The organism is Leucobacter sp. OH1287 (assembly GCF_003859945.1).
GTDB lineage: Bacteria > Actinomycetota > Actinomycetes > Actinomycetales > Microbacteriaceae > Canibacter.
Genome location: NZ_RQYM01000004.1, coordinates 112,361 through 136,531, shown reverse-complemented (window position 1 = coordinate 136,531; position 24,171 = coordinate 112,361). Strand labels below are relative to the sequence as shown.

Sequence of the window (24,171 nt, the reverse complement as noted above, 5' to 3'; positions counted from 1 at the left end):
TAGCCGGAAAACTAATATCAACTCTCGGCGCCAAATAGGTCGCAAATTAAGAGCAACTGCAATGAAGGAGCAACAATGACAACCGTAAATTACGCATCGACCGGATTGGACGATGAAAAGCTAAACAAGGAATTCGAGGACCAACTAAAGAAGTTGCGTTCCGCAGATTCTCCTATAGAAACCAACTTGATCGAAGGACACAGGTTCGAGACAGAGCATGTTATCTCCAGAAGAGATCCAGTGCAGCTAAAGGTTCAATCTGGTGCGGCGTACACAGCAACCCCCGAGTTGGTAACTAAAGCCGTATCGGCTGCTAAAGAAGCGTCGAAGGAATGGCGAAAACTTGCATACTCCAGTCGCAACAAAATGCTGTACAAAGCTAGGGATGAAATATTGAGCGAAATTTCTCACATTTCAGCGCTGCTCGCTTTGGAAACAGGGAAGACCAGGCTTGAAGCCTATGGAGAGACGCAAGAGGTGGTCGACATGATCACCCATTACTGCGGTCAGTTCTCTAAGAATCGCGGTTTCGTTGTCGAGCAGGAAGGAAAAGTCGGAGAACGTAACTTTGACATCCTCCTTCCTTATGGAGTGTTTGCAGTGATCGTGCCGTTTAATTTCCCCGTTGCTTTGATGGTTGGGATGGCAGTTGCTGCGCTTGTTACGGGAAACACCGTGGTGATCAAGCCAAGTAACAAAACACCACGCGCATCAGCATTTGTAGCAGGAATCATCGCGAAGCATCTGCCTGACGGTGTCGTGAACATCGTACACGGTGGCGCTACAGTCGGTCAGCAACTGGTTGAGAGTGACGTTGACGGTATTGCTTTTACCGGTTCAGCACAGGTGGGCTGGAAAATGCATGAAACTAAGAAACCGAACGGTATGCCGAGGCCAGTCTTAGCCGAGATGGGTGGCCAGAATCCAACGATTGTTACGGCAACTGCAGATCTAGAAGCAGCAGCAACAGGTATCGTCCGTTCCGCTTTTGGGTTGAGTGGACAAAAATGTAGTGCTTGTAGAAGGGTGATTGTTGACGAAAAAGTCGCTGATGAGCTGATAAGCAGATTAAAAGGCTTGACTGAGGCGCTGGTGGTTGGGGATCCGCTTGATAGCAAAACAGACCTAGGGCCTGTGATCGATGATGCAATTGCACACCGAATTGATGAGGCGTTGAGCACTGCTCAGGCTGACGGAACCGTTGTGACCGGCGGCAAACTAAGCCGTGAAGGCAATTTTTATGCCCCTATTATCGTTGCTGATTTGCCGAAAGGGCACGTCCTTACCCGCGAGGAACTCTTCGCGCCGTTTCTAACCGTTACCAGGGTATCTAACCTGGAGGAGGCGATACAAGAGGCTAACGCGAGTCAATACGGACTTTCCGCAGGTATTTTTACTGCTCTGACCTCTGAGGTGGATCAGTTCTTCGATGACATTGAAGCAGGTGTGCTTTACACCAATCGCGCTAGCGGAGCAACTACTGGAGCCTGGCCTGGAATGCAGTCATTCTGTGGGTGGAAAATGTCAGGAACTGCCGGTAAAGGCGGGCTTGGCGTTCACTACCTGCAAGGTTTCATGCGCGAACAAAATAGAACGATGGCGGAATTGAAATGAGCGCTACAGAGTTTAGGAAGCAGTATGGCTCTCATCCGTTTGCTACTCGCGCAAAAGCAGTGATGACAAGCGGAAACACCAGATCAACAGTGTTTGTCGATCCGGCGCCTCCGTATGCGGAGTTGGGACAGGGCTGCAGAGTGACAGATCAGCTCGGTCATGTGTCGATTGATTGTAATAACAACTACACGTCGCTGATACATGGGCACGCGCGGCGGCAAATCAACGATGCAGTAACTAGAGTTCTGCAAACCGGTACTGCTTTTGGGATACCTACTGAAAGCGAGATCGCACTAGCCGAGCTTCTGAAGGAGAGAACAAGCTATCAGCAGTGGAGGTTCTCGAATTCCGGGACCGAAGCAGTGATGACAGCCATTCGTGCAGCTCGTGCTTATACCGGCCGAGACGTTTTGATACGTTTCGAGGGAAGCTATCACGGAACAGCAGATGTGGTGGTGCCGAAGGGCGCCCCTGGTCTTTCTGCAGGGGTCGATAAAGATGTACTTGTGCTGCCACAAGGGGATAGAGATGCTTTCGATCGAGCAATAGAGTATGTCGGCGGTAATTTGGCAGCGGTATTGATAGATCTGCTGCCGAATCGAGCCGGAATGAAACCAGCGGAACAGGATTTCGTGGATCACGTCAGAGCCGCCACGACAAGGTTGGGCGCGCTGATGATCATAGACGAAGTTATAACGCTGCGGTTAGCGGAGGCGGGTTTTGCGTCCAAATACAACGTCCAAGCTGACTTGATTACTGCTGGAAAGATTATCGGCGGAGGTTTTCCAGTTGGTGCTGTAGCAGGACGTCAGGACGTTCTAGCTGTTTTCGATCCTAGAATCACAACACCGGTTAGTTGGGGCGGAACATTCAGCGCTAATCCAGTGACGATGACTGCTGGCAGAGTTGCCCTTGAGGAGTATGACAATACGGCCATAAGCGATCTGAATAACTTCGGTGACATCCTACGAGAAAAACTGCTTTCTGCGGGTGTTCTAGTTAACGGTTATGGATCACTGATGCGGATTCTGGAACCAGTTAGTCAACAGAATTTCTGGTGGGAAACATACGAGCGGGGAGTCATGTTGGGCACGAACGGACTGTTGGCGCTTTCAACAGCGATGAAGATGTCAGATCTGGAGGAAATTGCAAAGGCTGTAATTAACTCTGTGGCTGCTGTGAGGGAAAGGTGCTCTGATGAGTGAAGAGAGAAATCCAAACGAAGAAGTTGTACTGTCCATTAGTGATTTCCGGAAGGAATACGGTGGCCATGCAGCACTAGACGGGGTATCCCTGAGTGTCAAACGGGGTGAGGTTGTTGCGATAATCGGGCCAAGTGGCTCAGGCAAATCAACGTTGTTGCGGAGCATAAACCAACTTGAAATACCTGATTCTGGGCAACTTACTGTGCTTGGAGAGAACATTGATTTCTCCAAGCGAGTCTCGACTGAGCAGCTTCTGAAGCTACGTAGGAAAGTAGGAATGGTTTTTCAATCATTCAACCTGTTTCCGCACATGAACGTGTTGAGAAATGTGTCATTCCCGCAAGAACGAGTGCTAGGGCGTAGCAGAGAAGAGGCAGATAAAGTTTCCCGGTCATTGCTTGAAAGGGTGGGGCTGGCTGCGAAGGTAGACACATATCCGCAGCGATGCTCTGGAGGCCAGCAACAGCGGGTTGCGATTGCAAGAGCTTTGGCACTCGAGCCTGAAATTATGCTGTTTGATGAGCCCACCAGCGCATTAGATCCTGAACTTGGTCTCGAAGTGCTTGCTGTGATGAGAAAACTTGCTGACGCAGGAATGACGATGATTGTGGTCACACATGAAATCCACTTTGCAGCAGAGGTTGCTGATCGCTTAGTCGTAATGGCTGACGGCAAGATCTTAGAAGCTGGTCTACCGACAGAGGTTCTCGCTGAGCCCAAAAACCCTCGGACAAAGAAGTTTCTATCGGCAATTACGGATCGATGATGGACGTTTTAGTAAAAATTTTGGCAGTCGTGCCGGTGACACTGCTTGTCACATTGGGCAGCTTTGTTGGCGGCTCGATTCTAGCGCTGCCCCTTCTGGCTGCAAGGCGCTCACGGTTTCTTATCCTAAGAATCGTCGGAAAAGCTATTGTTGATGTTCTTCGGGGAGTGCCTCCTGTTGTCTTCGTCTTCATCCTATTCTTTGGCCTAGGTGCAGACATTATTCGCTGGGAGCCGCTTCCGGCAGCCATAGTGGGTCTGGGGTTAATATCGGCAGGACATCTCTGCGAGATCTATCGTGGAGGTATTCTCGCTGTACATCGAGGACAATACGAAGCGTCAAGCGCTCTTGGGCTAACTGGTCCAATCATGCTAACTCATGTGGTAGGACCACAGGCATTTAAAGTCGCGTTTCCAAGCATGATCACCTGGCTCATCTCTCTTCTCAAAGACTCATCTATCGTCTCAACTATAGGCGTTGTTGAGATTATGTTCGTCGCCAATCAAAGCGCTCGGAGCTCTTCAGACGGTCTGTTGCCGTTCGTAATAGCGGCGGCGGTTTATATCGTTATGGGCACGCCTTTGGCTGCGTTCTCGCGGTGGCTGGAGAAGAAACTACACACGGGTAGGAAGGCTTAGCTCAATGGAACTTCAAGAAATCATTGGATGGCTACCAAGACTGCTGGAGGGTTTGTCCTTGAGCGTTCAGGTAACCTTACTGGCACTTCTACTAGGTATTCCACTCGGGTTGATTTTAGCGGTACTTACTGAGTCGCGAAGCAGGATTGTCAGATGGTTGACAATTGTGTACGTGGAGATAGGCCGAGGAATGCCGGCGATAGTGATGTTGCAAATGGTCTACTTTGGTTTACCTGATGTGGGCATTGTTCTAGATTCGTACCTGGCGACTGTAGTCGCGCTAGCACTAACAACATCTGCTTACACAAGCGAGATCATTCGTGCGGGGTTAAGGTCTGTAAACGAAGGCGAATTGGAAGCTGCCGCGGCACTAGGGCTCAAGACCTGGGATATTTTAAGGTTCATCCTGGCTCCTCAGGGGCTGCGAGTCGCGCTTCCCACGCTACTAGGTTTTGCGATTCTGATTCTGCAGGTGAGCTCACTCGCGTTCACGCTAGGATTGCCAGAACTACTTAGCCAGGCATACTCGATCGGAGCAGCGAACTTTAAGTATCTACCGGTGTTAACAGTGGCGGGCATTATGTACCTGTTAATTACTGTGCCCGGAGGGTGGTTAGTAGAGAACTTAGAAAAACGGATGAGCCGTCACCTTATATAAAACTCAACAAGGAGGATCACGATGAAAACCACAAAACAACTGAAAGCTGCTGCCATACTTGGGGCTACTGCGCTGGTTTTAACTGCCTGCGCAGGAGAAGCTAATAATCAGATGGCAGCCGATTCTGATTGTACGCCCGCTGTCGGAGTTGAGACAGTAAAAGAGGGTGTGCTTACGGTAGCCCTCACAAACACGCCACCGTACTCTTTCGAGAAGGATGGCAAGATGACAGGAATCGATGCCAGAATCGCTGAAGAGTTTGCTCAGGCAGAGTGTTTGGCAATCGAATATGCTCCATACACTTACGCTACGGCGATTCCAGCTGTTGAACAGGGCAGAGTCGATATCGCGCTGGGAGGGTTCTATAGGACCCAGGCACGTGCTGACGTTGTAACACTCAGCACGCCAACATATATCGACGAGCTTTCTGTCTATTCGAAAGAAGGATTCAAAAAGGTTGACGAGCTACTAAACAAAACCATCGGCACTGTTGAAGGTTATCTGTGGGTTGAAGACCTGAAGAAACTGCCAAATACGGAAACACGTGTTTATCCGGACTCCGTAAGCCTTGCTAAAGACCTGAAATCTGGGCGAATTGACGCAGCACTAGACGGCTACGGAGCTGCGGTGATCGCAACAGAAGGAGAGGATTACAAAATTGAGGTTTTGCAATCTGATGACAGAGTGTCTGCCACCAGCCTGCCTTCTCAAGCAACGATTTTGATTAATCCTGCGGCAAGCGACTTTGCCAAGGTCTTTGACGAGAAGATCGAAGAGATGCGCTCTGATGGCCGTTTGGTAGACATTCTTGCGGAGTTTGGCCTTCCAGAATCTGCGGCAAAAGTGGGCGAGGCGCGAGTTATTCAATAGCTATTCTCGCACGACGGATCACAACTCAGGGGGCTGCTGCAAGGCGGCCCCCTGGCCTTGTTAGCAACTCAATCTGTTTCAGCCAGAGTCACCAGTTCCCAGCCGTGAACAGAGAGTGGCTGACTGTACTGCTTCTTCAGTCCTGTTTTTAAGAGGAACGGACTGAGTCGCAGCCCTGGCGTCAGCAGAGCATGATTTGAAGCAATAATCCGTTCTTCCACACCCAAAAGCACCGTTACAGGTAGAGATGAAAGATACTTAAACACCTGGACAGTAAAGGTCTGCACGTTCAAGTCTGCCGCTGCAACACCTAACACAGTCTCCCTGCTCATTATTCTTACCGCCGCTGTTAGCGCATGATCATCCGTTCCCCAGGCGTCAAAATAAGGGCCAACAATCGTTATGCCCTGTGTGTCAAGTGCGCTTTGATACCATAGCGAATTCCGGTAATCGTAGAAAGAGTCAGCGTTTGGGTTAAGTACGTGATGCTTTCTAGCTATAACGCGATTATCAGATCTCCACCACACCAATCCGGAAGTATCGGCCTCAGTCACCCATGCAAGTCCGATCCCTTCGATTAAACGAGGGCTGGGTTGATCAAGCGTATCGAGGCAAGACTGTTCGAGTGTGTTCGCAATTTGTTCAAGGGACGGAGTCTGTTTTCCTGCTGTAGCTGCTCTATCAGCGCAGAGAGATGAAAATTTTGAAGTAATCTGTGCAAGTGGACGCTGTATCCGAGCTATGTATGTCTCTATATCGCTGGCTGCTTGCTCCAAAGCTAGTGCAACGTTGTCGGGTGCAAAACTGCTCATTTCTCACTCCTAGAAAGCTCTGGTCGTGCCAGACGGTGATGCAACTCCAGCACTTTCTCGCTGACAAGTTCAATTAGTGCAACAGCGCGGTATTGGGAAGCAACCTGGTCTTGCTTTCCGATGGTCTCAACCAGCTTTACAGCCACCTGATGGCAGCTCCTTCTTACATCTGGTGCACGCAGAACAAGCATTAGAATCGGGGCGATGTCAATTAGGTGGGTGATCATCTCACGAGTCAGACGCCCTGATCGAGCCGTTGCGGATACGCCGATTAGAAAGCGTGAAAAGTTCCTTCTAGACTGAGTTGCGCTTGTGTTAAAAGTGATTTGTTCAGCAGCAACAGTTAGCGTGCGAACCTCGCTCGGTGAGGCACGGGCTGCCGCCAGATAGGCGCTGTGTGAGGTCAGGGATGCTAGCCAGTCGAGAGAATCGCGGAGCTCAATCACCGCAATACTGGCTAGTTGTTTCTCAATTCTAAGCAGGTGAGAATCATCAGGAGCAATAGCAAAAGTTCCCCCTGAACGACCTCTTGTAGTGCGAGCAAGACCCTCTTTACGGATTACTTTAAGAGCGTCTCGGAGTGTAACCGGAGAGACCTGCAACTGTGCGGCAAGTTCTATTTCGTTTGGGAGTTGTTCTCCATCGGCAAAGACTCCCAAAGTGATTGCTGCACGAATTTTGTCAACTACAACCTCGGTTCGCCCAGAGTCGCTCAAAGGTGAAAACAAGACTCGTCTAGTTAGCGTCCCAATAGTATCAGTCATAATATCGTTGTCTAATAATCCTGTAGTGAAGTCCCTGACTTTAATAACGATTCTAGTCTTTGATTACTTGAGAATGTAACCGCATCTGCAATTGAGCCTAAACAGCAGTGAGAGCGAGCGATTCTAAGACTTCCTAGCTGGATTTCTTTTAGGTGTGAGGGAGGGGAAGTGCACCAAGTAACAGGGTGCCGGTTGTGCTGAAAAAGTTTGGTAGCTGAGGCGGGGCTCGATCCCGCGACCTCACGATTATGAGTCGTGCGCTCTAACCACCTGAGCTACTCAGCCGCGCCGGCCTCTAGAATTAACAAGACCTTGAGCCCCGAGCCAGGATTGAACTGGCGACCCCTTCCTTACCATGGAAGTGCTCTACCACTGAGCTATCGGGGCGCTGTTGTAAGCAACTTAACAAAAATAACAGATAATCCGGGCGAGCGCAAATTTTGTGTTGGCAACCAGGGGTTTCGGCGTGGCGCGCACGGGCTGTTGCGCGTGAGCGCCCGGCGGTTCGCGCCGGCGTGGGGAGCTTAGGCGGTGGGGTGCGGGGCGCGGCGGGGGCGGATCCACCCCTTAAAATAGAAGGCAGAAACAGTAACACAGAAACGGAGTGGCTTTGCGACATCTCGCGGCGGTAATTGGTGTGGCGCTTGCGGGCGCGATTGCGTTCGGGCGCATCCCGTTCGGGCTGCAGGGGGAGCGGTGGCTGTGGTTTGCGCTCGGCATCGCGCTGCCCTATGCGGTGCTGGCGGTGCTCACCTGGCAGCGGATCGGGGTCGCGATTCGGCGCGGGCGCGCGATTAAACGCGCGGTGTGGGTGCTGCAGCCGCTCGCATGGGTGAGCGCGCTCGGGTTCGCGCTGACTGTGCCCGACGAGGTTGCGGGCGAGAGCGGGTCAATTATTGCTCCGATCGGGGCGGATCCGGTGCTGCTGGAGATGAGCGTGGCACTGTGTAATCCCTTCGCGGTGATCGCGCTGTTCCTGATGGGGTGCGCGTGGGGCTTCGCGTTCGCGAGCGGGCTTGAGCCCCGCACCGAGGACGACGACTACGGCGGCCAGATGATGCCGCACCCGCTCGCCTAGCTTGGTTGCTTGGTCAGCCGGTTTGGTTGGCTGGTTTGTGCGCGTGGTCCGCTCGCGTAGCAGCGGCGGGGTTTTTGCGGTAGAGTTGTATGGTGTCCTCTGCCGGAGGTGCCGCCGTTTTCGGCGGTGTCGTTGGTGGATCGGCGCAGGGAGGATTCGCCTAGCGGCCTATGGCGCACGCCTGGAACGCGTGTTGGGTTAACGCCCTCAGGGGTTCAAATCCCCTATCCTCCGCCAATTTTTCCTTGATATTTCGGGGATTCTTCGGGTAGTCCCGGGGTGGACGAGTTGCCCCGGGATTACGCGTACTCTGCCAGCTTGGCAGGCTCTACATAGTCACTGAAGTTCGACTGTTCGCTCTGCTCTGTCTCGTTACTGCTCGACAGTATCGCCTGAGCGCACTTGCCCAGATAGTATCCAAGGTTAACCGGAACAGCGTTTCCGATCTGCTTGTACTGCTGGCTTAAACCACCAGCAAAAGTCCAGCTGTCGGGGAACGACTGGATTCTGGCGTACTCTCGAATGTTAAGTGGGCGCGTTTCCTCCGGGTGGCAGCGCTCGGTCTGTTTTTGTGCGGGGGAGCAGGTGAGTGTCAGCGATGGTTCGTCCCAACTGAGACGCCTAGCCATCCCCGTTTTACCGCCGCTCAGGTGGTAGGATCCACCAAGATACTTACGCTGCAGTTCATCGGGCAGATCCTTCCAGTAACCTCCCGGCGGAATCAAGTCCAGAATTTGCTTCTTAGCCTCAGGGTATTTTTGACCCGGCGAAACAGGTTTGTCACCAATCGCGTCCCAGAGTGAAACAATGTAGTTCCTCTCTTTCGGGAAGTAGACAGTGTCGCCAACGTCTGAGCGCACACCAATTAAAATCAGCCGCTCCCGCTTCTGGGGAACATCGTGGTACTGCGAACGCACAACACGGTATGCGACGGTGTAACCCACCCCGGTCTCGGGATCCCTGATCTCTCTCAGTGTTTTCAGCATGGTTGCGAGTGTTCTGCCGCCATCGTGTTTGAGCAGACCCTTTACGTTTTCACCAATAAACACCTTGGGCATGGCCTCTTTAACCGCGCGGGCAAACTCGAAAAACAGTGTGCCGCGAGTGTCCTCAAACCCTCTTGAGTGGCCGGCGTAGCTGAACGCCTGGCAAGGGAATCCGCCCTCGATAAGATCAACCCTGCCGCGGTACTCGCTGAAGTCAATCGTAGTGACATCGGTGTTTAACACATTCCACTCTGGCCGGTTGGTTTTCAGGGTGGTTGCAGCGTGCTTATCAATCTCGGCGAGCAGCAGGTGTTCAAAACCTGCGTTAGAGAGGCCAAGCGCTGTCCCGCCAGCACCGGCAAAAAGATCGATGACTGTGTAGCCGTTCGGCTCGGCATCCTCCAACACGGTGTAGGCGTGGCGCTCGCCAGAGGTACGGCAGCGGCGCTTGTTTACCAGGGTTAGCACCTCACCCAGATCATATTGGCGGATCCCCTTAGGGCTTCTCTCTGCTCGTAAAATGCCTAATTTATCCCACCTGCGAAGCGTGTCAATAGAAACGTTCGCCTCAATTGCGGCGGCTGAAATCGAGATTTTAGACATGAAAAAACTCTACCATAACCATTGCCTATGTAATGGTTATTTGTTGACGTGTGTGACTGTCACTTTTATAATTTATTCATGTTGGCTCCAAAGGATTTGGATATTTTCGGCGGCGATGTTTTAGAGCAAGCCGTTGACAAGGTTATGGACGCGCTGAAGAAAGCGGAATCCCGTAACAATCCACACAAAAACATCATTGACCCATTCAACGCTGTGTTTGAAGCAGCCAGTCTAGACACCTCGCTAGAGGACTGGTTACCACTGGAGGTTAGGCGTCAAACCAATAAAACGCTATCAAACGCGGTTGGGGCGTTCCACCAGGAGCTACTTGGGAGGCTGCCCGGTTGGCAGAGCACCGGAGCTGCTGGCGGCCGATTTGACCTGATCCACCCAGAACCCTTTGGAAAGACGGGGAAACCCGCTTTTGCAGAGGTGAAAAACAAGTTCAACACGATGAACTCTTCGTCCAGGGAAAATCTGTTCCAAACCTTCATTGATGCGCAGAAGTTTAAAGAATACAAGGGCGCGACCTTCTACCTGATTGAGGTCATACAGAAGGTAATTGAGGACGATGTGCCGTGGAAGGTCTCAAACCGAGCTAAAGAAGAAAACATCAGGGTTATCAGTGCGAGAAAGGTCTATGAGCTATCGACAGGTGACCCCGATGCGTTTGAGAAGACATACAAGGCTATCAACAGGATTCTGAGCATCAAATACGGGTTGCAACTCCCAGCCTCAGATGATGATCTGTCGCTTGACCTGTACAGGCGAGCGTTCCTGCGCTAATCTGCACTAGCCTCTACCTCTCTGCCTTCGCCGCTACCGCAGCACCCTCCGCAGCGTCTCCACGAGGTGCGCGCGCCAGAGCACGTAGTCGTGTCCGCCGTTGTATTCGGTTGCCGTAACATTCCAGCCCTGTTCGCGCAGGTTCCGCACGAGATCACGGTGTGGTTCAAGCAGCACCCACTCCTGCAAACCAACCTGAATGTGCAGCTGCGGGGAGTCGGCGGCCTCGAAACTGTGGCGTGAACCGTGGCGGGCGAGCGCCTGGAACGGATCCGCCTGCCAAAGCGACGCGGACTGCGCGATCACGTGATTGAACGCGCGCGGGTGGCGGAGACCGGCGGTGATCGCGACATATCCGGCGAGGCTCTGACCTGTTAAAACGGTGAGTCCGCTGGCGGGTAGACGCCAGTGGGTGCGCGCCCACGGCAGCACACTCTCAACCAGCACAGTCTCAAATTCGGCGGCGGCGTGGAGCCGTTGCCAGCGGTTCTCGCGGCCCCCGCTCGCAACAAACAGGGCACGCAGCGGCGGCAGTTCACCCGCAAGCATCTGGCGTTCCAGGATACGGTGCAGGTGCTGCTGGGTTAGCCACGTGTCGCCGTCGAGGACAACCAGCAGCGGCAGGTCGCCGTCAGCGAAACGGTCGGCGGCGCGGTCGGCGTCAGCGTCAACGTCAGCTCTTAGCGCGGGCGGATGATACAGCCACAGCTCCTGCCCGTCTGGCCCTGCGTCTCCTGGCATCGCGGCGTGCTGTAGCGTGCCGGCGAGTCCGGTGTAAATCTCCGGGTGCTGCACGGCGATACAGTCGGCGGGCCACGGGTCGTGCAGGGCGTCGGGCAGGGAAACAATCGACATCGGTTTGCGGACGCGGTTCATGCAGCGCACGCTGTTGCGCGGATCCGGCACACCGCGATCGAGCAGCTCCCGCAGCCGCAGCTGGTCGGGGCGGTTTAGTTCGGTGCCGGGCGCAGCAGATCCAGGGGTCGCGCCCGCGCCAGCGGGAACGGCAAGCCCGGCAACCCCAGCCCCAGCCCCAGCCCCAGCACCCGCATTGGCCTCGCGCAGCCGCGCCCCCTGCCAACTCTTAAGCGGCACAAAGGCGTAGCTGGCGCGCCAGTCGTCGCGCATCAGATACGACAGCGACCAGATCGGGGTGCCGGGAACGCGATCCATTAGACTGCGCACAATATCGCGTTCATCGGTTAGTCTGTTGGCAAAAAGCAGCACATCGGCGGCGGTTGCGTCCCAAAACAGGAACGTCACAATCGTGTGACCCGCGAGGCCGCTCTCCTCAAACAGCGGAGTCTCGCTCGCAACCGTGTGAAACTCGTGCAGCACCTCCTCGCGCGCCGGTCCCGGATCCGCCGCAGAATCAGCGATCGCGAGCAGTTTTTTAAGCTCGGCAACGGCGGGGCTGAAAACCCTCGGCGCGGGTTCGGGCCGCCTCACCTTCGGGGGTGTGCGCGCCTCGGTCACGCGGCCGCCCGCTGCCGATAACTGTTCGCCGCCTCCGCCACCCGATTATTATAGTCGGCGGTGTTATTGTAGTCGGCGACCGCCTGGATCCACCCCGCTGGCGTGCGCAAATCATGCCCGTCAGTGCATAAATATCGGGCCGCGGTTAGGGCGGCGTCATCAATCTGTTGCGGATCCGTCTTCCCATCAAGATTGCCGTCTGCGGCGAAACGCTGCCAGGTCTCGGGGATCAACTGCATCGGGCCGAGCGCGCGATCAAACTGCGGGTCGCCGTCGAGGGAACCGCCGTCAGTGTCTGGAATGTGCTCGGTTGTGACACCGTTGAGCGGGATCCCGAAAATTGCGGGCTGCTGTTTACCGTTCGACCGAATCTCACCACCGGCGAGGGTGCCGTGCGCGGACTCAACCTCGCCGATACCCGCGAGCGTCGCCCAGTCGAGGCCACACGCCGGGGTTTCACGCTTCACCGCGAGCTCCGCACCCGCGTAGGCGGCGAGCACCCGCGCTGGAATCCCGGTTTTTTCGGCCGTGCTGTTAACCCACGCGCTCGACGGTTTCGCGGCGATCCCGGTCAGCTTGCCAGAGCCAGCACCGGCGGAACCTCCGCCCGCACCCTCCGCGTCATCCTCGGCACCGGGAACCGGCACCCGTACAGGGGAGTCGCCGCCGCTGCGGGCCGTTTTTGCGTCCCGGGCGGATCCACCCCCGCCAATCTCCTCAGCAGCGGCGCCGCTCTGCCCGCCTGGCCCTACAGCCCACGGCCGCAAAACGGCCGCGCCCAACAGCAGCAGCGCGGCGAGAGCGAGAGCTGCAACGCCGAACCAGGCGAGGCGGCGGGAGCGTGATCCACCCCTGCCACCCTGACCTCCCTGCCCGGTCAAACCTCAGCCTCCTCGGTGGGCGAAACCAGTGGACGACCCGAAACCGGGTCGGTGAGCACAACACACGGCAGCCCGTAAACCTCGTGCACCAGCTCCGCGGTCACAACATCGTTAACTGCGCCCTGGGCAACAATCGCGCCGTCCTGCATCACAATCAGGTTCGTTGCGTAACGGAACGCCAAGTTCAGCTCGTGCAAAACCACAACCACGGTGCGGCCCTCACGCTGCAGCTGGCGCGCCAGACGCAGCACCTCAACCTGGTGGGAAATATCCAGGTAGGTGGTTGGTTCATCAAGCAATAGAATCGGGGTGTCCTGGGCGAGCGCCATCGCGATCCACACCCGCTGCCTTTGACCCCCAGAGAGCTCAGAAACCGGGCGGTCAGCGAGCTCATCAACACGGGCCCGCACCATCGCCTGCTGCACGGCGGCGGCGTCAGCGTCCGACCACTGCTTCAAAATACCCTGGTGCGGGTAGCGGCCGCGCGCAACCAGGTCGGCGACAATAATCCCGTCCGGTGCAATCGGGCTCTGCGGCAAAAGGCCCAGCTGCCGGGCGATCGCCTTCGGCGCGAGCTTTTTAATCGGGGTGCCGTCTAACACCACCTGGCCCGCTGTCACGGGCAGCATCCGCGCAAGCGCACGCAAAAGCGTCGACTTGCCGCAGGCGTTCGGGCCAACAATCACGGTCAGCTCACCCGCCGGAATCGTCACACTCAAATCGTCAATAATCACCCGGTTGCCGTAGCCGACACGGATACTCTCTGCGATGAGCGGGGCACTCACAGCCTCAGCCATTAGACCGCCTTCCTTCTAGACTCGTGGGCAAGAAGCCAAACCAAATAGATACCACCGAGCGAACCGGTGACAACACCGACCGGCAGTTCGGTGGGGGCAAACAGGCGCTGGGCGACAAGATCCGCCGCGCAAACCAGCGCCGCACCCATCAGTGCCGCACTGCCGATGCCGATGCGGGACGACCGCGATAGTTTCTTTGCGATCTGCGGGGCTGCGAGCGCGACGAACGCGATCGGGCCGGTTATCGCCGTCGCAACCGACACCAGCGCAATGCCGATTGCAACCATCAGCGCCCGGGTGCGTTCAACCCGCACACCGAGGCTTGAAGCAACATCGTCACCCATAATCATCATGTCGAGGGGGCGGGCGTTAAGCAGGGCCGCGGGCAGCAAAACCGCGAGCGCGAGTGCGAGCAGCTCCACCTCACCCCAGGTGGTTGCGTTGAGCGATCCGGCAAGCCACTGTGCCGCGGTTTGCGCCGCAACCAGGGAACTGCGCACAACCAGCAGCGAGTTGATCGCCGACAGCACAGCAGAAACACCGATCCCGACCAAAACTAGGCGGTAGCCGCCGAGACCGCCACGCCAGGCGAGCAGGTAGACGAGAAACGCGGTGCCAAAACCACCGACCAGCGCACCGATTGCGACCACGGTTGGCGCCGCCTCAAACAGCACAATTTGGGTGAGCGCACCGGTTGCCGCACCGGTTGTGAAACCGATAATGTCGGGGCTGCCGAGTGCGTTATTAGAAATGTTTTGGAAGATCGCGCCGCTCACCCCGAGCGCTGCCCCAACCAGCAGTGCCGCGAGCACCCGCGGCAGGCGAATATCGCCAACAAAATAGTTAGCGAGCGGATCCGCTTCCAGCCCAAACAGCGCCCTCACCACCTGCACAACAGACAGCTGGTAGTCGCCGATCAGCATGCCGCTAAGGCCGAGCACGGTTGCCGAGGCCAGCACCAGAATCGCGACCGTGAGGGTGCGTTTCTCGGGGCGGATCGTGGCGGGGCCGAGCCGTAAAACAGTGTGGCGGCTGCGGTGCTCGGCGTGGCGTTGGCGGCCACGGCCGGAACCTGGCTGGCCAGCCCCCCGCGCTGCGGCGCGCTGCCCGCCCGGCTCGGGGTTCTGCTTAGCCGTCATAGTGACTCAATCCTCTTCTTGCGGGCGATCACAACGAAAACCGGCCCGCCGATAATCGCCGCCACAATCCCCGCCTGCACCTCAGACGGGGTTGCAACAACCCTGCCAATAATATCCGCGCCGAGCAGCATCGTTGGGGCTAGCAGCGCCGCAGCGGGCAGCACCCAGCGCTGGTCGGATCCGCACAGGGCACGCGCCACATACGGCACGCCGAGCCCAATAAAACTGATCGGGCCAACAGCGGCGGTTGCCGCACCAGCGAGCAGTGTTACCGCGATCATCGTGATCACGCGGGTGCGGGTGACGTTCACGCCGAGCGCCTTGCCCGCCTCATCACCTAGCGCCATCGCGTTTAACGCCGGGGCGATCGCGAAGGCGAGAATTAACCCGGCGACAATAAACCCGATCACCGCGAACAGCACCGGATAGCCGCGTCCCTCAGCGGATCCGGCAGCCCAAAACCGAAACTCGTTAAACGCCTGCTGATTGGTTAAAAGCACGGTTTGCACGAGAGAAAAGATCGCCATGCCGATTGCCACACCGGCGAGCGCTAGACGCACCGGGGTTGCCGCGCTGCCGCCGGCGCTGCCGAGCAGATAGACAACAACAGCCGCGAGCGCCGCCCCGATAAACGCAAACCACAGATAGAACCAGATGCTTGCGATCCCGAACACGGCAACGGCGAGCACAACCGCGAGTGACGCGCCCGCGTTAACGCCGAGGATTCCCGGGTCTGCAAGCGGGTTGCGGGTCAGCGACTGGATCACAGCGCCCGCGACTCCGAGCGCTGCGGCGACCGCGATCACCAGCAGTGTGCGGGGGATACGCTGTTCGTGCACAACCGTTGACTCGAAGCTGCTGTCTGGCACAAACAGTAGTTCAACCGTGCGCAGAAGCGGGATCTGGTTGCTGCCGATGGCGATGCTGAGCGCTGCCGTCACCGTCAGTAACAGCAGCGCTATCAGCAGCACCGAGCTTTTCAGCCGCATTTAGGAGTTGCCGCCAGCCGCGCCGGATCCGCGCTTCAGCACCGTCACAACGATCACCGCCGCGAGCAGCACCGCGCCCGCGAGCACCGCGATTCCAACCCACGGCACCGCCGTGCCGCTCTCGTCCGAAATATCAGCTGGCACACCGGTCACCTGTTCTTGCAGTTTGGCAACGGTTTTCGCGTCAACGGTCAGATCGTCCCAACCTACGAGTGCGTTATCAACATCAATCACCGCGAATTTATGCTCGCCCGGCTCCAGCTCCAAAAGCGGATAGCTGAGTGTGCCATCGTTTGCGACCTGCTGCCAACCGAGCTCCTTTTTATCAGGGTAGGCGTAAACAAACACCCACTCGTTCGCTAGCTCCTGATCTACCGAGAACCGCAGCTGATTGTTCTCGATCACTGCTTTCACACCGCCGCGATTTTCTTTTTTCAGCTCTGCGGCAGACTTGATTGGCAGCTGTGGTGCGGCCTGCGGCTCCGTTGTGGCTACCTCGCCGGGGGTTGCTTTTGCCACCTCACCGGCGGTTGTTGGGGCGTCAAGCACTGTGCCGCCCTGGCCCGTGGTGGATCCGCTCACCCCGCCGCCACCGGTTGCGTAACCGCTTGGGCTACCGCCGCTTGCGCTCACTCCCGCGCCCGCGCCGGGTGCAGCCCCGGCGACAACTGAGAAGGTGGAGTTACCGCTCGCGCCGTCGTTACCGTGCAGGGTGAAACCGAGCACACCACCGCCGGGCACCTCTTTCGAGGCGAGGAAGCGGATCCAGTGCCGACCGGTTGGCAGGTCAGCGGGGATAACGACCGAGCCGACGGTTACACCGGATGACGGCACAACCTGCTTGTGCACAACACAGGCGCCGTGCACAGCGGACGAGCCACAGACGCTCGCGTCGCCGTCATCGTATTTCAGGTGGATGATTTCACCCGCCGGGAAGCCGGTGACACGGAAATTCAAGACGTCACCGTGTTTCACGGTTGTTGGCCACACCTCAACATAGGTTCCTGGTGTGTTGGGGCTCGGGCCGTCCGGTGGTAGCGCTGCGGCGGGCTGCGCAATCAGCAGCGCCGCAGCCGCAAGCGCGCCGAGACCAGTGAAAAGCTTCAGCAGTCGCCCGCGCCGGAGCGCGCTGTCAGTTTTGCGGTGCATCACTAGCCTCGCTTCCGTTTCACAATAACCAGCGCGCCCGTGATGCCGCCCGCGAGCACGAGCAGTCCAGCGCCAGCGAGCAGCAGGTTTAAGGTTAGCGGATCAATGCCCGCCCCGCTTTCGTCACCGGCTTCAACCGGGGTTGCGGTGTCTTCGCCGCCGTCACTGGTTTTCTTGGTTTCTTGTTTTTCGGTCAGCGTCGCCGCTTTAATCTCGCCCTTTGGCGCGCTCACCCAGCCGATCAGCTCACCGGTCTCGTTGAACAGCGCAACCTTGTGGTTGCCGTCTGGCAGGTCAGCGATGTCGATTTTCGCGGACAGCGCGTTATCGAGCTGCACCCAGCCGACCGCGCGGACGTCCGCGCCGGTGAAGATCTGCGCGTAAACCCACTCGCGAGCCTTCTTATCGGCGGCGGTGATCGTCAGCACAGTGCCGTCAATTACACCGGTCACCTTGCCTTTGTTGGTGCCTTTTAGCTGGCTTGCGCGTTTAATCGCAAGCTCAGGCACAACGGTTGGCGCGGTGTTCGCGGGCGATGCAACCAGGGTGCGGACGGTGCGCCTTGTCTGCTGTGTTGTTGCCGCTGGGCGGGTTACCGCCGCGGCCGGGGCAGCGGCTGGTTGCGGCTGTAGCAGGGTTGACTGCTGCGGTGCCGGATCCGCCGCGATCACAATCTCGGTCCAGCCGAGCAGGTCGCCGATTTTACCCTCGTTACCGGACTGCACGGTGACCGCGAGCCGGCCCGCCTGCAGGGTGACACCGGCGAGGCTGAGGGTGACACTGCCGTCTTTGTCGGCGCGATACCACTCGGGGAAGCTGGTGCGCGCGGAGTTACCGGCGTAGGTGTTTATGAACAGCCAGTCGCCCTCCTGAGCACCCGGCACCCTAACCTTCCAGCTGCCCGGTGCGGGAGTCGCGATCCGCTCAACGGTTATGCTGCCACGGTTCGCCTCGGTGAGTGCCCCGCCCGCGATGTCGAGCGGATCCGGCAGCGCGCCCGGTGCGTACTCGCCAACCACGAACTCTGCCGATTTCATGCTGCGGGTTTTATCGCCCTCGATCAGCGAACCGGTGAGCAGGCGCAGGGTGTGTACGCCGTTCTCGAACGCTGGCGCGCTGGTCGCAGCGGTGCCGTCCGGCAGGCGAATATCGGTTACAAAGTCACCGTTTGCCGGGTTTGCGTCAACCAGCGCCCAAATAGTGCGGTTGGAGTGCAGGTCGGAGGTTAGGTGACTGTATTTACCCTCGTCGATTTTGAAGGCGATGCGGGATCCGCCCATTTTCTCGCCCGGGTGGCACCAGCCCTTACCACTCACCCGCAAAAGTCCGCCCATTTTGGCGCTCTTCTGGTCGATGCTGATGGTTGCTTCAGGAACTGATGGGACACAGGTGACCTTGCTGTCGCTGTCTGCGGGTTTGAAGGTTTCGCCGTCAACGCTCAGGTGCTCGGTTGTCAGGGTTCGCGCCACATCGCTAGCCGCAAACAGGCCGGACTGGAACCTGACGGTTAAATACTGTCCCTTGGTTAGTCCCTTTGGTGCGTCAATCTCAATCTCGAAGTTACCGTCTGGCTCAACCTTGAACACGTGCTTGTGGTTGCTCGGATTCTGGGGTGCGAGCAGCGCCCAAATGGTTGCGTCACCGGGGGCTGATGGGTGGCTGACAATGTCACTGCCGCTGTGCTCGTACTGTTTTGTGTCGCTCGCGTTAATCTTGATCGCGACGGTTGAGCCACCGGTTTTCGCCTGGTTCTGCCAGCCGGTTCCCTTAATCTTCAGTTTGCCGTTATCGCCGGCAGCAACATCTTTCTGCACCCAGGCTGTGGCACCCTCACCGGTGACTGTGACGTGCTCCCAGGTTGGCGGATCCGCTGGCCCCGCCTGCACATCTCCGACGATGAACTTGCCGGTGACAATTGAACGCTGTGTGTCACCCGGTTTTAGTGAACCTGTCAACAGCTGCAGGGTGTGCTCACCCTCCGGGAAGGCGGGGGTGCTGGTTGCCGCGGTGCCGTCCGGCAGCTGCAGCTCGTGAGTCCAGTCACCGGTTGCGGCATCGGCTGTCACCAGCGCCCAGATGGTTTTATTGCGGTGGACGCTGTCATCGATGCGCGAGTAGGCGCCGCCGTCAAGTTTGATGCCGATCACGGATCCGCCCTGGGTGGGATCTTTGTGACACCAGCCCTTACCGCTGATTTTCAGGGTTTCGCCGAGTTTCGCGGTGCCCTGGTCGATGCTCACGGTTGCCTGAGGAACAGACGGGGAGCAGCTTGTCGGGGTTCCCGGGTCGCTCGGGGTGCCCGGTGTGGTTGGTGCTGGCGCAACCTTGAACTTGGCGGACAGGCTGCGACCCTTATCGCCCTCTAACCGGGTGCCGGTGAGGAACCGCAGCGTGTGCTCGGAGTCTGGCTGCCACTCGTTCCAGGTGCCGTTTGCGAGCTGCGCGTTTTCGGCTGTCGGGTAGGGGATGGTTGCCTGCCATTTACCGCTGGCGTCAGCCTTGATGATCGCCTGCAGGCGCTTGTCGGTTTCAACGCTGCCGGTGGTTGGATCCACCACGTTGCGCTTGGTGTAGACGGTGTTGGGGTCGCCTGATCGTGCGGCGTCGATGAGCACGGTTATCAGGGATCCCTCACTGCCCGCGGTGTTGGTCCAGCCGGTGCCGCTGATGACAATGTCTTGCCCCGGTTTGAGGACAGTTGGGGCGGTGTATTTCACCGTTGGGTCGGACGGTGAGGTGTACTCCTGCACGGGGGCGTCTTCGGCGAGTGCGGGGGTTTGCGCTTGCAGGTTTGGTGCGATCAGCGCCGCAATTGCAGCGGTCGCTACCGCGAAGCGGGCGAGCAGCTGCCGGTTTGGTCGCTTGCTCGGCCCGGTACTGTGCCGTTTCTGGTTGGCGGTTGTGACAGTCATTGTAGATGAGCGCTTTCTTGGTTTCTCGGCTGGCAAATTCTCTGTCTGATTTGCTTGGAGGGGGTATAAACGGCTTTAGGATGTGCCGCCGCAGACCTGAAAATCCACGGCGACACATCCCGCCTTAGTGTTTGTTAGTTAAGCGATATTTAGTTGTTTTTCTGGGTTAGCAGTGGCGCTTGCGGCGTGCAGCAACCGTGGTTACTGCGCCGGCCAGCAGCGCAACCACACCGAGCGCCAGTGGCAGGGTGAGGTCACCCGCACCGGTGCGTGCCAGGGTGGATCCGCCCTTACCGCTGGTGGTGCCGGTTCCCGCGCCTGCTGCACCAGGTGCCTTGCCGGTGTCACCGGTGTTACCGGTTGCACCCGGGGTGCTTGGAGTTCCGGTGTCACCCGGGGTGCCGGTGTTGCCGGTGCCCGGAGCTGCTGGCTTCTCCTGGATTACAAACGGTACGTATCCGAGGAACTTACCGTCGGTGTTGTAAACCGCGAGGAAGTGCTTGCCGACTGAGAATCCGGAAACATCAACCTTGGTCTGTCCACCAACAACCTCGAAGGCGCCGGTGTAGCTTGGGGTGCTGTAACCGTAGATGTGTACCCAGCCGTAGTCAGCTACCGGGATGTTCTTGATGGTTACGGTGTTTCCGTCCTGCTCGCCAATCAGGCCACCGTCAGCCAGCTTGGTCAGCTCGTCGCTGTTAGCTGGTGGGGTGATGTCGCTTGGCTCAGCTGGTTTCGCGGTGCGCTTGGTGATGTTGATCACATCAACCTTGCCGCTGTCGCCCCAGTTTGATACCCAAACCTCGCCGGTCTCCGGGTTGATTCCGAAGTTAACAGCACGGCCACCGGTCTTAATCTCGGTGTACTTGCTGCCATCTGCGGCGGTGAAGGTAACTGGCTTGTAATCGTCCTTAATGTTGTAGACGGTTACACCTGCGTCAAGGTTTGCAGAGAACAGCAGGCCACGCTCGTTGTCAATCGCAACAGAGTTGGTTGACTTCTGTGCGCGCTGGCCGTCAGCGGTGCTCTCAACGCTGATCTTCTTCACCTCTTTACCGTAGTTTGCGTCAGCTGGGTCAGCGTTTACCACGGTGATGGTTGCGTCAGCGAACGATGAGACGTAGAGGCGCTTGTCGGCTGCGTTGTAGGTTGGGCGGCTGTTGCTGCCAACCACTGCCTCCAGCTCGGAAACCGCACCGGCGTTAACGGTGAAGTCCTTTGGAGCGTCGCGCTTAATCTTGTTGCCGTCGATGACGTAGAGCTTGCCGCTCTCCACGAGGCTACCCACGTAGATACGGTTGTTCTCTGAGTCAACAGCGGTGCCGACTGTGCGAGCACCGTTAGGCAGTGGTACCTGCGCAACAACGGAGTCGATACCGCGCTTGGTCAGATCCAGCACTGTGACGTAGCCTGCCTCACCACGAGCGCCGAGGCTTGTGACGTAGGCGAGGTTGCGGGCGTCGTCGATGTCAACACGGCGTGGACCAGCGAACACCGGGGTGCCGTCCTCGTACTCGAATACGCGATCCGCGTCAGTTGGGTTGCCCTTGTTCGGGTTGAAGACAACGATGCCGCCACCGTGGGTGTACTTGCCACCGCTTGCAACGCTTGCGTTCTGGCGAGCGTTGGTGGTGACAGCCACAGGTGAACCGTTCACGTCAGGGTCAACAGCCACACCGTATGGTGAGAAGCTGCTGCGAACGCCGCTCTTTGAGGTTGCTGCCTCGAAGTCGCTCCAGTCGAATGGCTCGTTCTCTTTCTTGCCGGTGCCGTCGTTACGGGTCAGATCCAGGTATGAGAGCTTGCCCTCAACCTTTTTGGTCTTAGCGTCGATCACAACGAGCTTGCCGTCAGCCTCGGTGGTTACCTCGCTGGCAACAAACTTGCCGTCGTTGCGGCGCAGCTGGGTGAAGTCGTGGTTCTTCACGATCTTGCGGTCAGCGATGTTAACCTGCACGAGCTTGCCGGTTCCGAGGTCCTTGCCGGTTGTCCACTTGGCGTCAGCAACGTATGCGCTGGTGCCGTCGAGGGCCAGCTGGTAACCGTTCTGTACACCGGTGTCGAAGGACTCAACAGCTGCCTGCCAAACCTTGTTAGAGGTTGCTGCTGGATCCGCTGGCTGCGCAGGAGCCTGAGGCTGTGCCGGAGCTGCTGGCTGTGACGGAGCTGGCTGAGCTGCCTCAGCTGCCACCACGGTGACCTTTGGTGTGCGGCCGCCACGGATTGAGCTCTCACGGTCTGTGCCAACACCCAGGCTGCCGGTCAGGAACGCGAAGTCGTACTGGGTACCCGGCTCTGGTGTTGCGGTAACATTGGAGTTGTCAGGTGTTGGGAATGGGAACTCCGCTGTGAAGTTACCGTTCTCGTCCGCGTCAATCACAGCCCAGAGGTCAGAGATACCCTCGCTGTTAGCTGGTTCTGGCATAGCAGAAACACCACCAGTGTTCACCTTAACCGCGATGCGTGCGCCGTTTCCAGCCTTGTTCGCGGTGAAGCCGGTGCCCTTCACGGTCAGCGGCTTACCGGCAACCCAGTTCTTTGGCAGGGTGACGGTGCCAGGCGCGGTGCCGTTGGTTGTGAAGGTGATGGTCTCCTCGTCCTGAGCCGGTGGCTGCGGGGTTGGAGTTGGTGTCGGTGTCGGGGTTGGCGCTGGCGTTGCCGTAGCGTCGCCGCCGGTGACCTTGAAGATGTCTACCTTACCGGTGTTGCCGATCGTGGATCCCCAAACCTCGCCATTAGCTGGGTTCAGCACCACGTTAACGGTGCGGCCGCTGCCGCGAATCTCGCGGGTTTTGGTGCCGTCCTGGGCGGTGAACTCGAGCTGAGCGTAGTCATCGTTAATGTCGTAGACGGTGATACCGGCGTCCAGGTTTGCTGAGTAGAGCAGGCCGCGAGCTGCGTCAACGGTCACCTCGTTGGTGCCCAGCTGCAGACGTGGCTTGCTTGGGTCAGGAGCGGTTCCCTCAACCTTGATTGATTTCACAGCCTTGCCGTACTCGGCGGCGTTGGCTGGATCCGCGTTAACAACGGTGATTGTTGAAGCGTCGTAGGCTGAAACGTAAACCTTCTTGGTTGCGGCATCATAGAACGGCCGGGCGTTGCCACCAACAACCGCGTCAAGCGCGCGAATTGCGCCGTTGTTTGCCGTAAAGTCGGTTGGGCGGTTCTTCACCAGCTTGCTGCCGTCGATAACGTAGAGCTTCTCGGTGTCGATCCCGGTTTCACCGGCGTCCTTGAATCCACCAACGTAGATCAGGTTGTTTGCCTCGTCAACGCTGACACCGATTGCGCCGGCTGCGTCAGGCACTGTGACCTGTGCAATAACCGCTGCGGTGCCGCGCTTGGTGAGATCGAGCACGGTGATGTAGCCGTCACGGTTCTCTGGCGCGTTGCTGCGTGAGGATCCGAGGTTAGTGACATAGGCGAGGTTGCGCTGTTTATCAACCGCGATTCGGCGGGGACCAGAGAACACCGGTGAACCGTCGTTGTAGCGGAAAACGCGATCCGCATCGGTTGGAGCGCCCTGCGAAGCAGAGTAGACCACAACGCCACCGCCGTACTGGTATTTGCCGTCGGTTGCTTCCGCAGCGGTCTGGCGGGCGGTGGTTGTGACGAGCACGGTTTCGCCGTTCACGTCAGGGTCAACCTCTACGCCGTAGGGGGAGAAGGTTGTGCGCATGCTGCGCTGGTCATCCTTCTCAAACGGAGTGTTTTCAGGTGTGCCGAAGCTGCCTGTTTCACTGCGCCACTGTGGATCAGCAACATAGACCTTGCCGTTGCTGTATTCCAGCTGGTAGCCGCGGGTGACACCGGTTTCAACGGAGGTGACGTCAGCGCGCCACTCATCCTCTCCGGTGTCCGCCAGTGCCTGGGTCGGTGTGGCGATCAAACCAACGCAGGCTGCGGTAACAACCGCTAGCTTGCTGTGTCGCAACCAGGGCGACTTTTGCTCTTTCACGCTCTCGTCCTCTCAGTGTTTGGTTGTGTGGTGGGTTTCAGTGATATTCAGTTGTTGGTTTTTGCTGTTTGGTTAGTTCTTGACCGGGGC

General features: G+C 57.7%; 19 protein-coding genes and 3 tRNA genes. 9 read left to right on the top strand and 13 right to left on the bottom strand.

From position 1 onward, the window contains the following. Positions 1-75 precede the first annotated feature (75 nt). The 6 genes from EII30_RS03610 to EII30_RS03585 are packed head-to-tail and all read left to right on the top strand — an operon-like array spanning position 76 to position 5,751. Positions 76-1,614, top strand: a complete 1,539-nt coding sequence (locus EII30_RS03610) for an aldehyde dehydrogenase family protein (protein ID WP_124885967.1) — start codon at positions 76-78, stop codon at positions 1,612-1,614. Beyond that, positions 1,611-2,819 (top strand): aspartate aminotransferase family protein, encoded by a 1,209-nt coding sequence (locus EII30_RS03605; RefSeq protein ID WP_124885966.1) that lies wholly within the window; start codon positions 1,611-1,613, stop codon positions 2,817-2,819. Before EII30_RS03610 ends, EII30_RS03605 begins: the two co-directional genes overlap by 4 nt. Further along, entirely contained in the window at positions 2,812-3,585 is a 774-nt protein-coding gene (locus tag EII30_RS03600; RefSeq protein ID WP_124885965.1) for an amino acid ABC transporter ATP-binding protein, read from the top strand. The genes EII30_RS03605 and EII30_RS03600 overlap by 8 nt, the downstream gene beginning before the upstream one ends. Further along, the gene (locus tag EII30_RS03595; RefSeq protein ID WP_158608647.1) at positions 3,585-4,223 is read left to right on the top strand and encodes an amino acid ABC transporter permease; all 639 of its coding nucleotides are present in this window, start codon (positions 3,585-3,587) and stop codon (positions 4,221-4,223) included. The genes EII30_RS03600 and EII30_RS03595 overlap by 1 nt, the downstream gene beginning before the upstream one ends. 4 nt (positions 4,224-4,227) lie before the next feature. Beyond that, the gene (locus EII30_RS03590; RefSeq protein ID WP_124885963.1) at positions 4,228-4,881 is read left to right on the top strand and encodes an amino acid ABC transporter permease; all 654 of its coding nucleotides are present in this window, start codon (positions 4,228-4,230) and stop codon (positions 4,879-4,881) included. A gap of 21 nt (positions 4,882-4,902) precedes the next feature. Next, on the top strand, positions 4,903-5,751 hold the full coding sequence (locus EII30_RS03585; RefSeq protein ID WP_124885962.1) for an ABC transporter substrate-binding protein: 849 nt from the start codon (positions 4,903-4,905) through the stop codon (positions 5,749-5,751). Between the two features lie 68 nt (positions 5,752-5,819). Here the strand turns inward: EII30_RS03585 and EII30_RS03580 are convergent, their stop codons facing one another. The 4 genes from EII30_RS03580 to EII30_RS03565 all read right to left on the bottom strand — a co-directional run bounded on the left by EII30_RS03580 (position 5,820) and on the right by EII30_RS03565 (position 7,714). Further along, a complete protein-coding gene (locus tag EII30_RS03580) occupies positions 5,820-6,563 on the bottom strand; it encodes a cache domain-containing protein (protein WP_124885961.1) in 744 nt (247 codons plus the stop codon). Next, complete coding sequence (locus tag EII30_RS03575; RefSeq protein WP_124885960.1) at positions 6,560-7,327, bottom strand: FadR/GntR family transcriptional regulator; 768 nt, start codon at positions 7,325-7,327, stop codon at positions 6,560-6,562. Before EII30_RS03575 ends, EII30_RS03580 begins: the two co-directional genes overlap by 4 nt. A gap of 208 nt (positions 7,328-7,535) precedes the next feature. Continuing rightward, positions 7,536-7,612: transfer RNA gene (locus EII30_RS03570), tRNA-Met, on the bottom strand. Positions 7,613-7,642: 30 nt separating this feature from the next. Beyond that, positions 7,643-7,714 (bottom strand) — tRNA-Thr (locus EII30_RS03565). Between the two features lie 223 nt (positions 7,715-7,937). Between EII30_RS03565 and EII30_RS03560 the strand changes: the two genes are divergently transcribed. Both EII30_RS03560 and EII30_RS03555 read left to right on the top strand, forming a co-directional pair. Then, positions 7,938-8,405, top strand: a complete 468-nt coding sequence (locus EII30_RS03560) for a hypothetical protein (protein ID WP_124885959.1) — start codon at positions 7,938-7,940, stop codon at positions 8,403-8,405. A 149-nt stretch (positions 8,406-8,554) separates the two neighbouring features. Further along, positions 8,555-8,642: transfer RNA gene (locus EII30_RS03555), tRNA-Ser, on the top strand. A 62-nt stretch (positions 8,643-8,704) separates the two neighbouring features. Here EII30_RS03555 and dcm read toward each other — a convergent pair. Beyond that, positions 8,705-9,994 (bottom strand): DNA (cytosine-5-)-methyltransferase, encoded by a 1,290-nt coding sequence (dcm, locus tag EII30_RS03550; RefSeq protein ID WP_124885958.1) that lies wholly within the window; start codon positions 9,992-9,994, stop codon positions 8,705-8,707. A gap of 78 nt (positions 9,995-10,072) precedes the next feature. Here dcm and EII30_RS03545 point away from each other — a divergent pair, with 78 nt between their 5' ends. Next, positions 10,073-10,780, top strand: a complete 708-nt coding sequence (locus EII30_RS03545) for an Eco47II family restriction endonuclease (protein WP_124885957.1) — start codon at positions 10,073-10,075, stop codon at positions 10,778-10,780. A 33-nt stretch (positions 10,781-10,813) separates the two neighbouring features. Here EII30_RS03545 and EII30_RS03540 read toward each other — a convergent pair whose 3' ends face one another. The 8 genes from EII30_RS03540 to EII30_RS03505 form a co-directional block, all read right to left on the bottom strand. Then, entirely contained in the window at positions 10,814-12,256 is a 1,443-nt protein-coding gene (locus tag EII30_RS03540; protein WP_124885956.1) for an alpha/beta hydrolase-fold protein, read from the bottom strand. Further along, positions 12,253-13,137 carry a lytic transglycosylase domain-containing protein gene (locus EII30_RS03535; protein ID WP_233569261.1) on the bottom strand — a complete coding sequence of 295 codons (885 nt, stop codon included), beginning with the start codon at positions 13,135-13,137 and terminating at the stop codon, positions 12,253-12,255. The genes EII30_RS03540 and EII30_RS03535 overlap by 4 nt, the downstream gene beginning before the upstream one ends. Beyond that, the gene (locus EII30_RS03530) at positions 13,134-13,934 is read right to left on the bottom strand and encodes an ABC transporter ATP-binding protein (protein WP_124885955.1); all 801 of its coding nucleotides are present in this window, start codon (positions 13,932-13,934) and stop codon (positions 13,134-13,136) included. Before EII30_RS03530 ends, EII30_RS03535 begins: the two co-directional genes overlap by 4 nt. Then, a complete protein-coding gene (locus EII30_RS03525) occupies positions 13,934-15,073 on the bottom strand; it encodes an iron chelate uptake ABC transporter family permease subunit (RefSeq protein ID WP_124885954.1) in 1,140 nt (379 codons plus the stop codon). The genes EII30_RS03530 and EII30_RS03525 overlap by 1 nt, the downstream gene beginning before the upstream one ends. Then, positions 15,070-16,062 carry an iron ABC transporter permease gene (locus EII30_RS03520; RefSeq protein ID WP_124885953.1) on the bottom strand — a complete coding sequence of 331 codons (993 nt, stop codon included), beginning with the start codon at positions 16,060-16,062 and terminating at the stop codon, positions 15,070-15,072. The genes EII30_RS03525 and EII30_RS03520 overlap by 4 nt, the downstream gene beginning before the upstream one ends. Continuing rightward, positions 16,063-17,211: a hypothetical protein gene (locus EII30_RS03515; protein WP_124885952.1), complete on the bottom strand. Its 1,149-nt coding sequence runs from the start codon at positions 17,209-17,211 to the stop codon at positions 16,063-16,065. A 2-nt stretch (positions 17,212-17,213) separates the two neighbouring features. Then, the gene (locus tag EII30_RS03510; RefSeq protein WP_124885951.1) at positions 17,214-20,123 is read right to left on the bottom strand and encodes a hypothetical protein; all 2,910 of its coding nucleotides are present in this window, start codon (positions 20,121-20,123) and stop codon (positions 17,214-17,216) included. Between the two features lie 166 nt (positions 20,124-20,289). Further along, positions 20,290-24,081, bottom strand: a complete 3,792-nt coding sequence (locus EII30_RS03505) for a YncE family protein (RefSeq protein WP_124885950.1) — start codon at positions 24,079-24,081, stop codon at positions 20,290-20,292. Positions 24,082-24,171 lie beyond the last annotated feature (90 nt).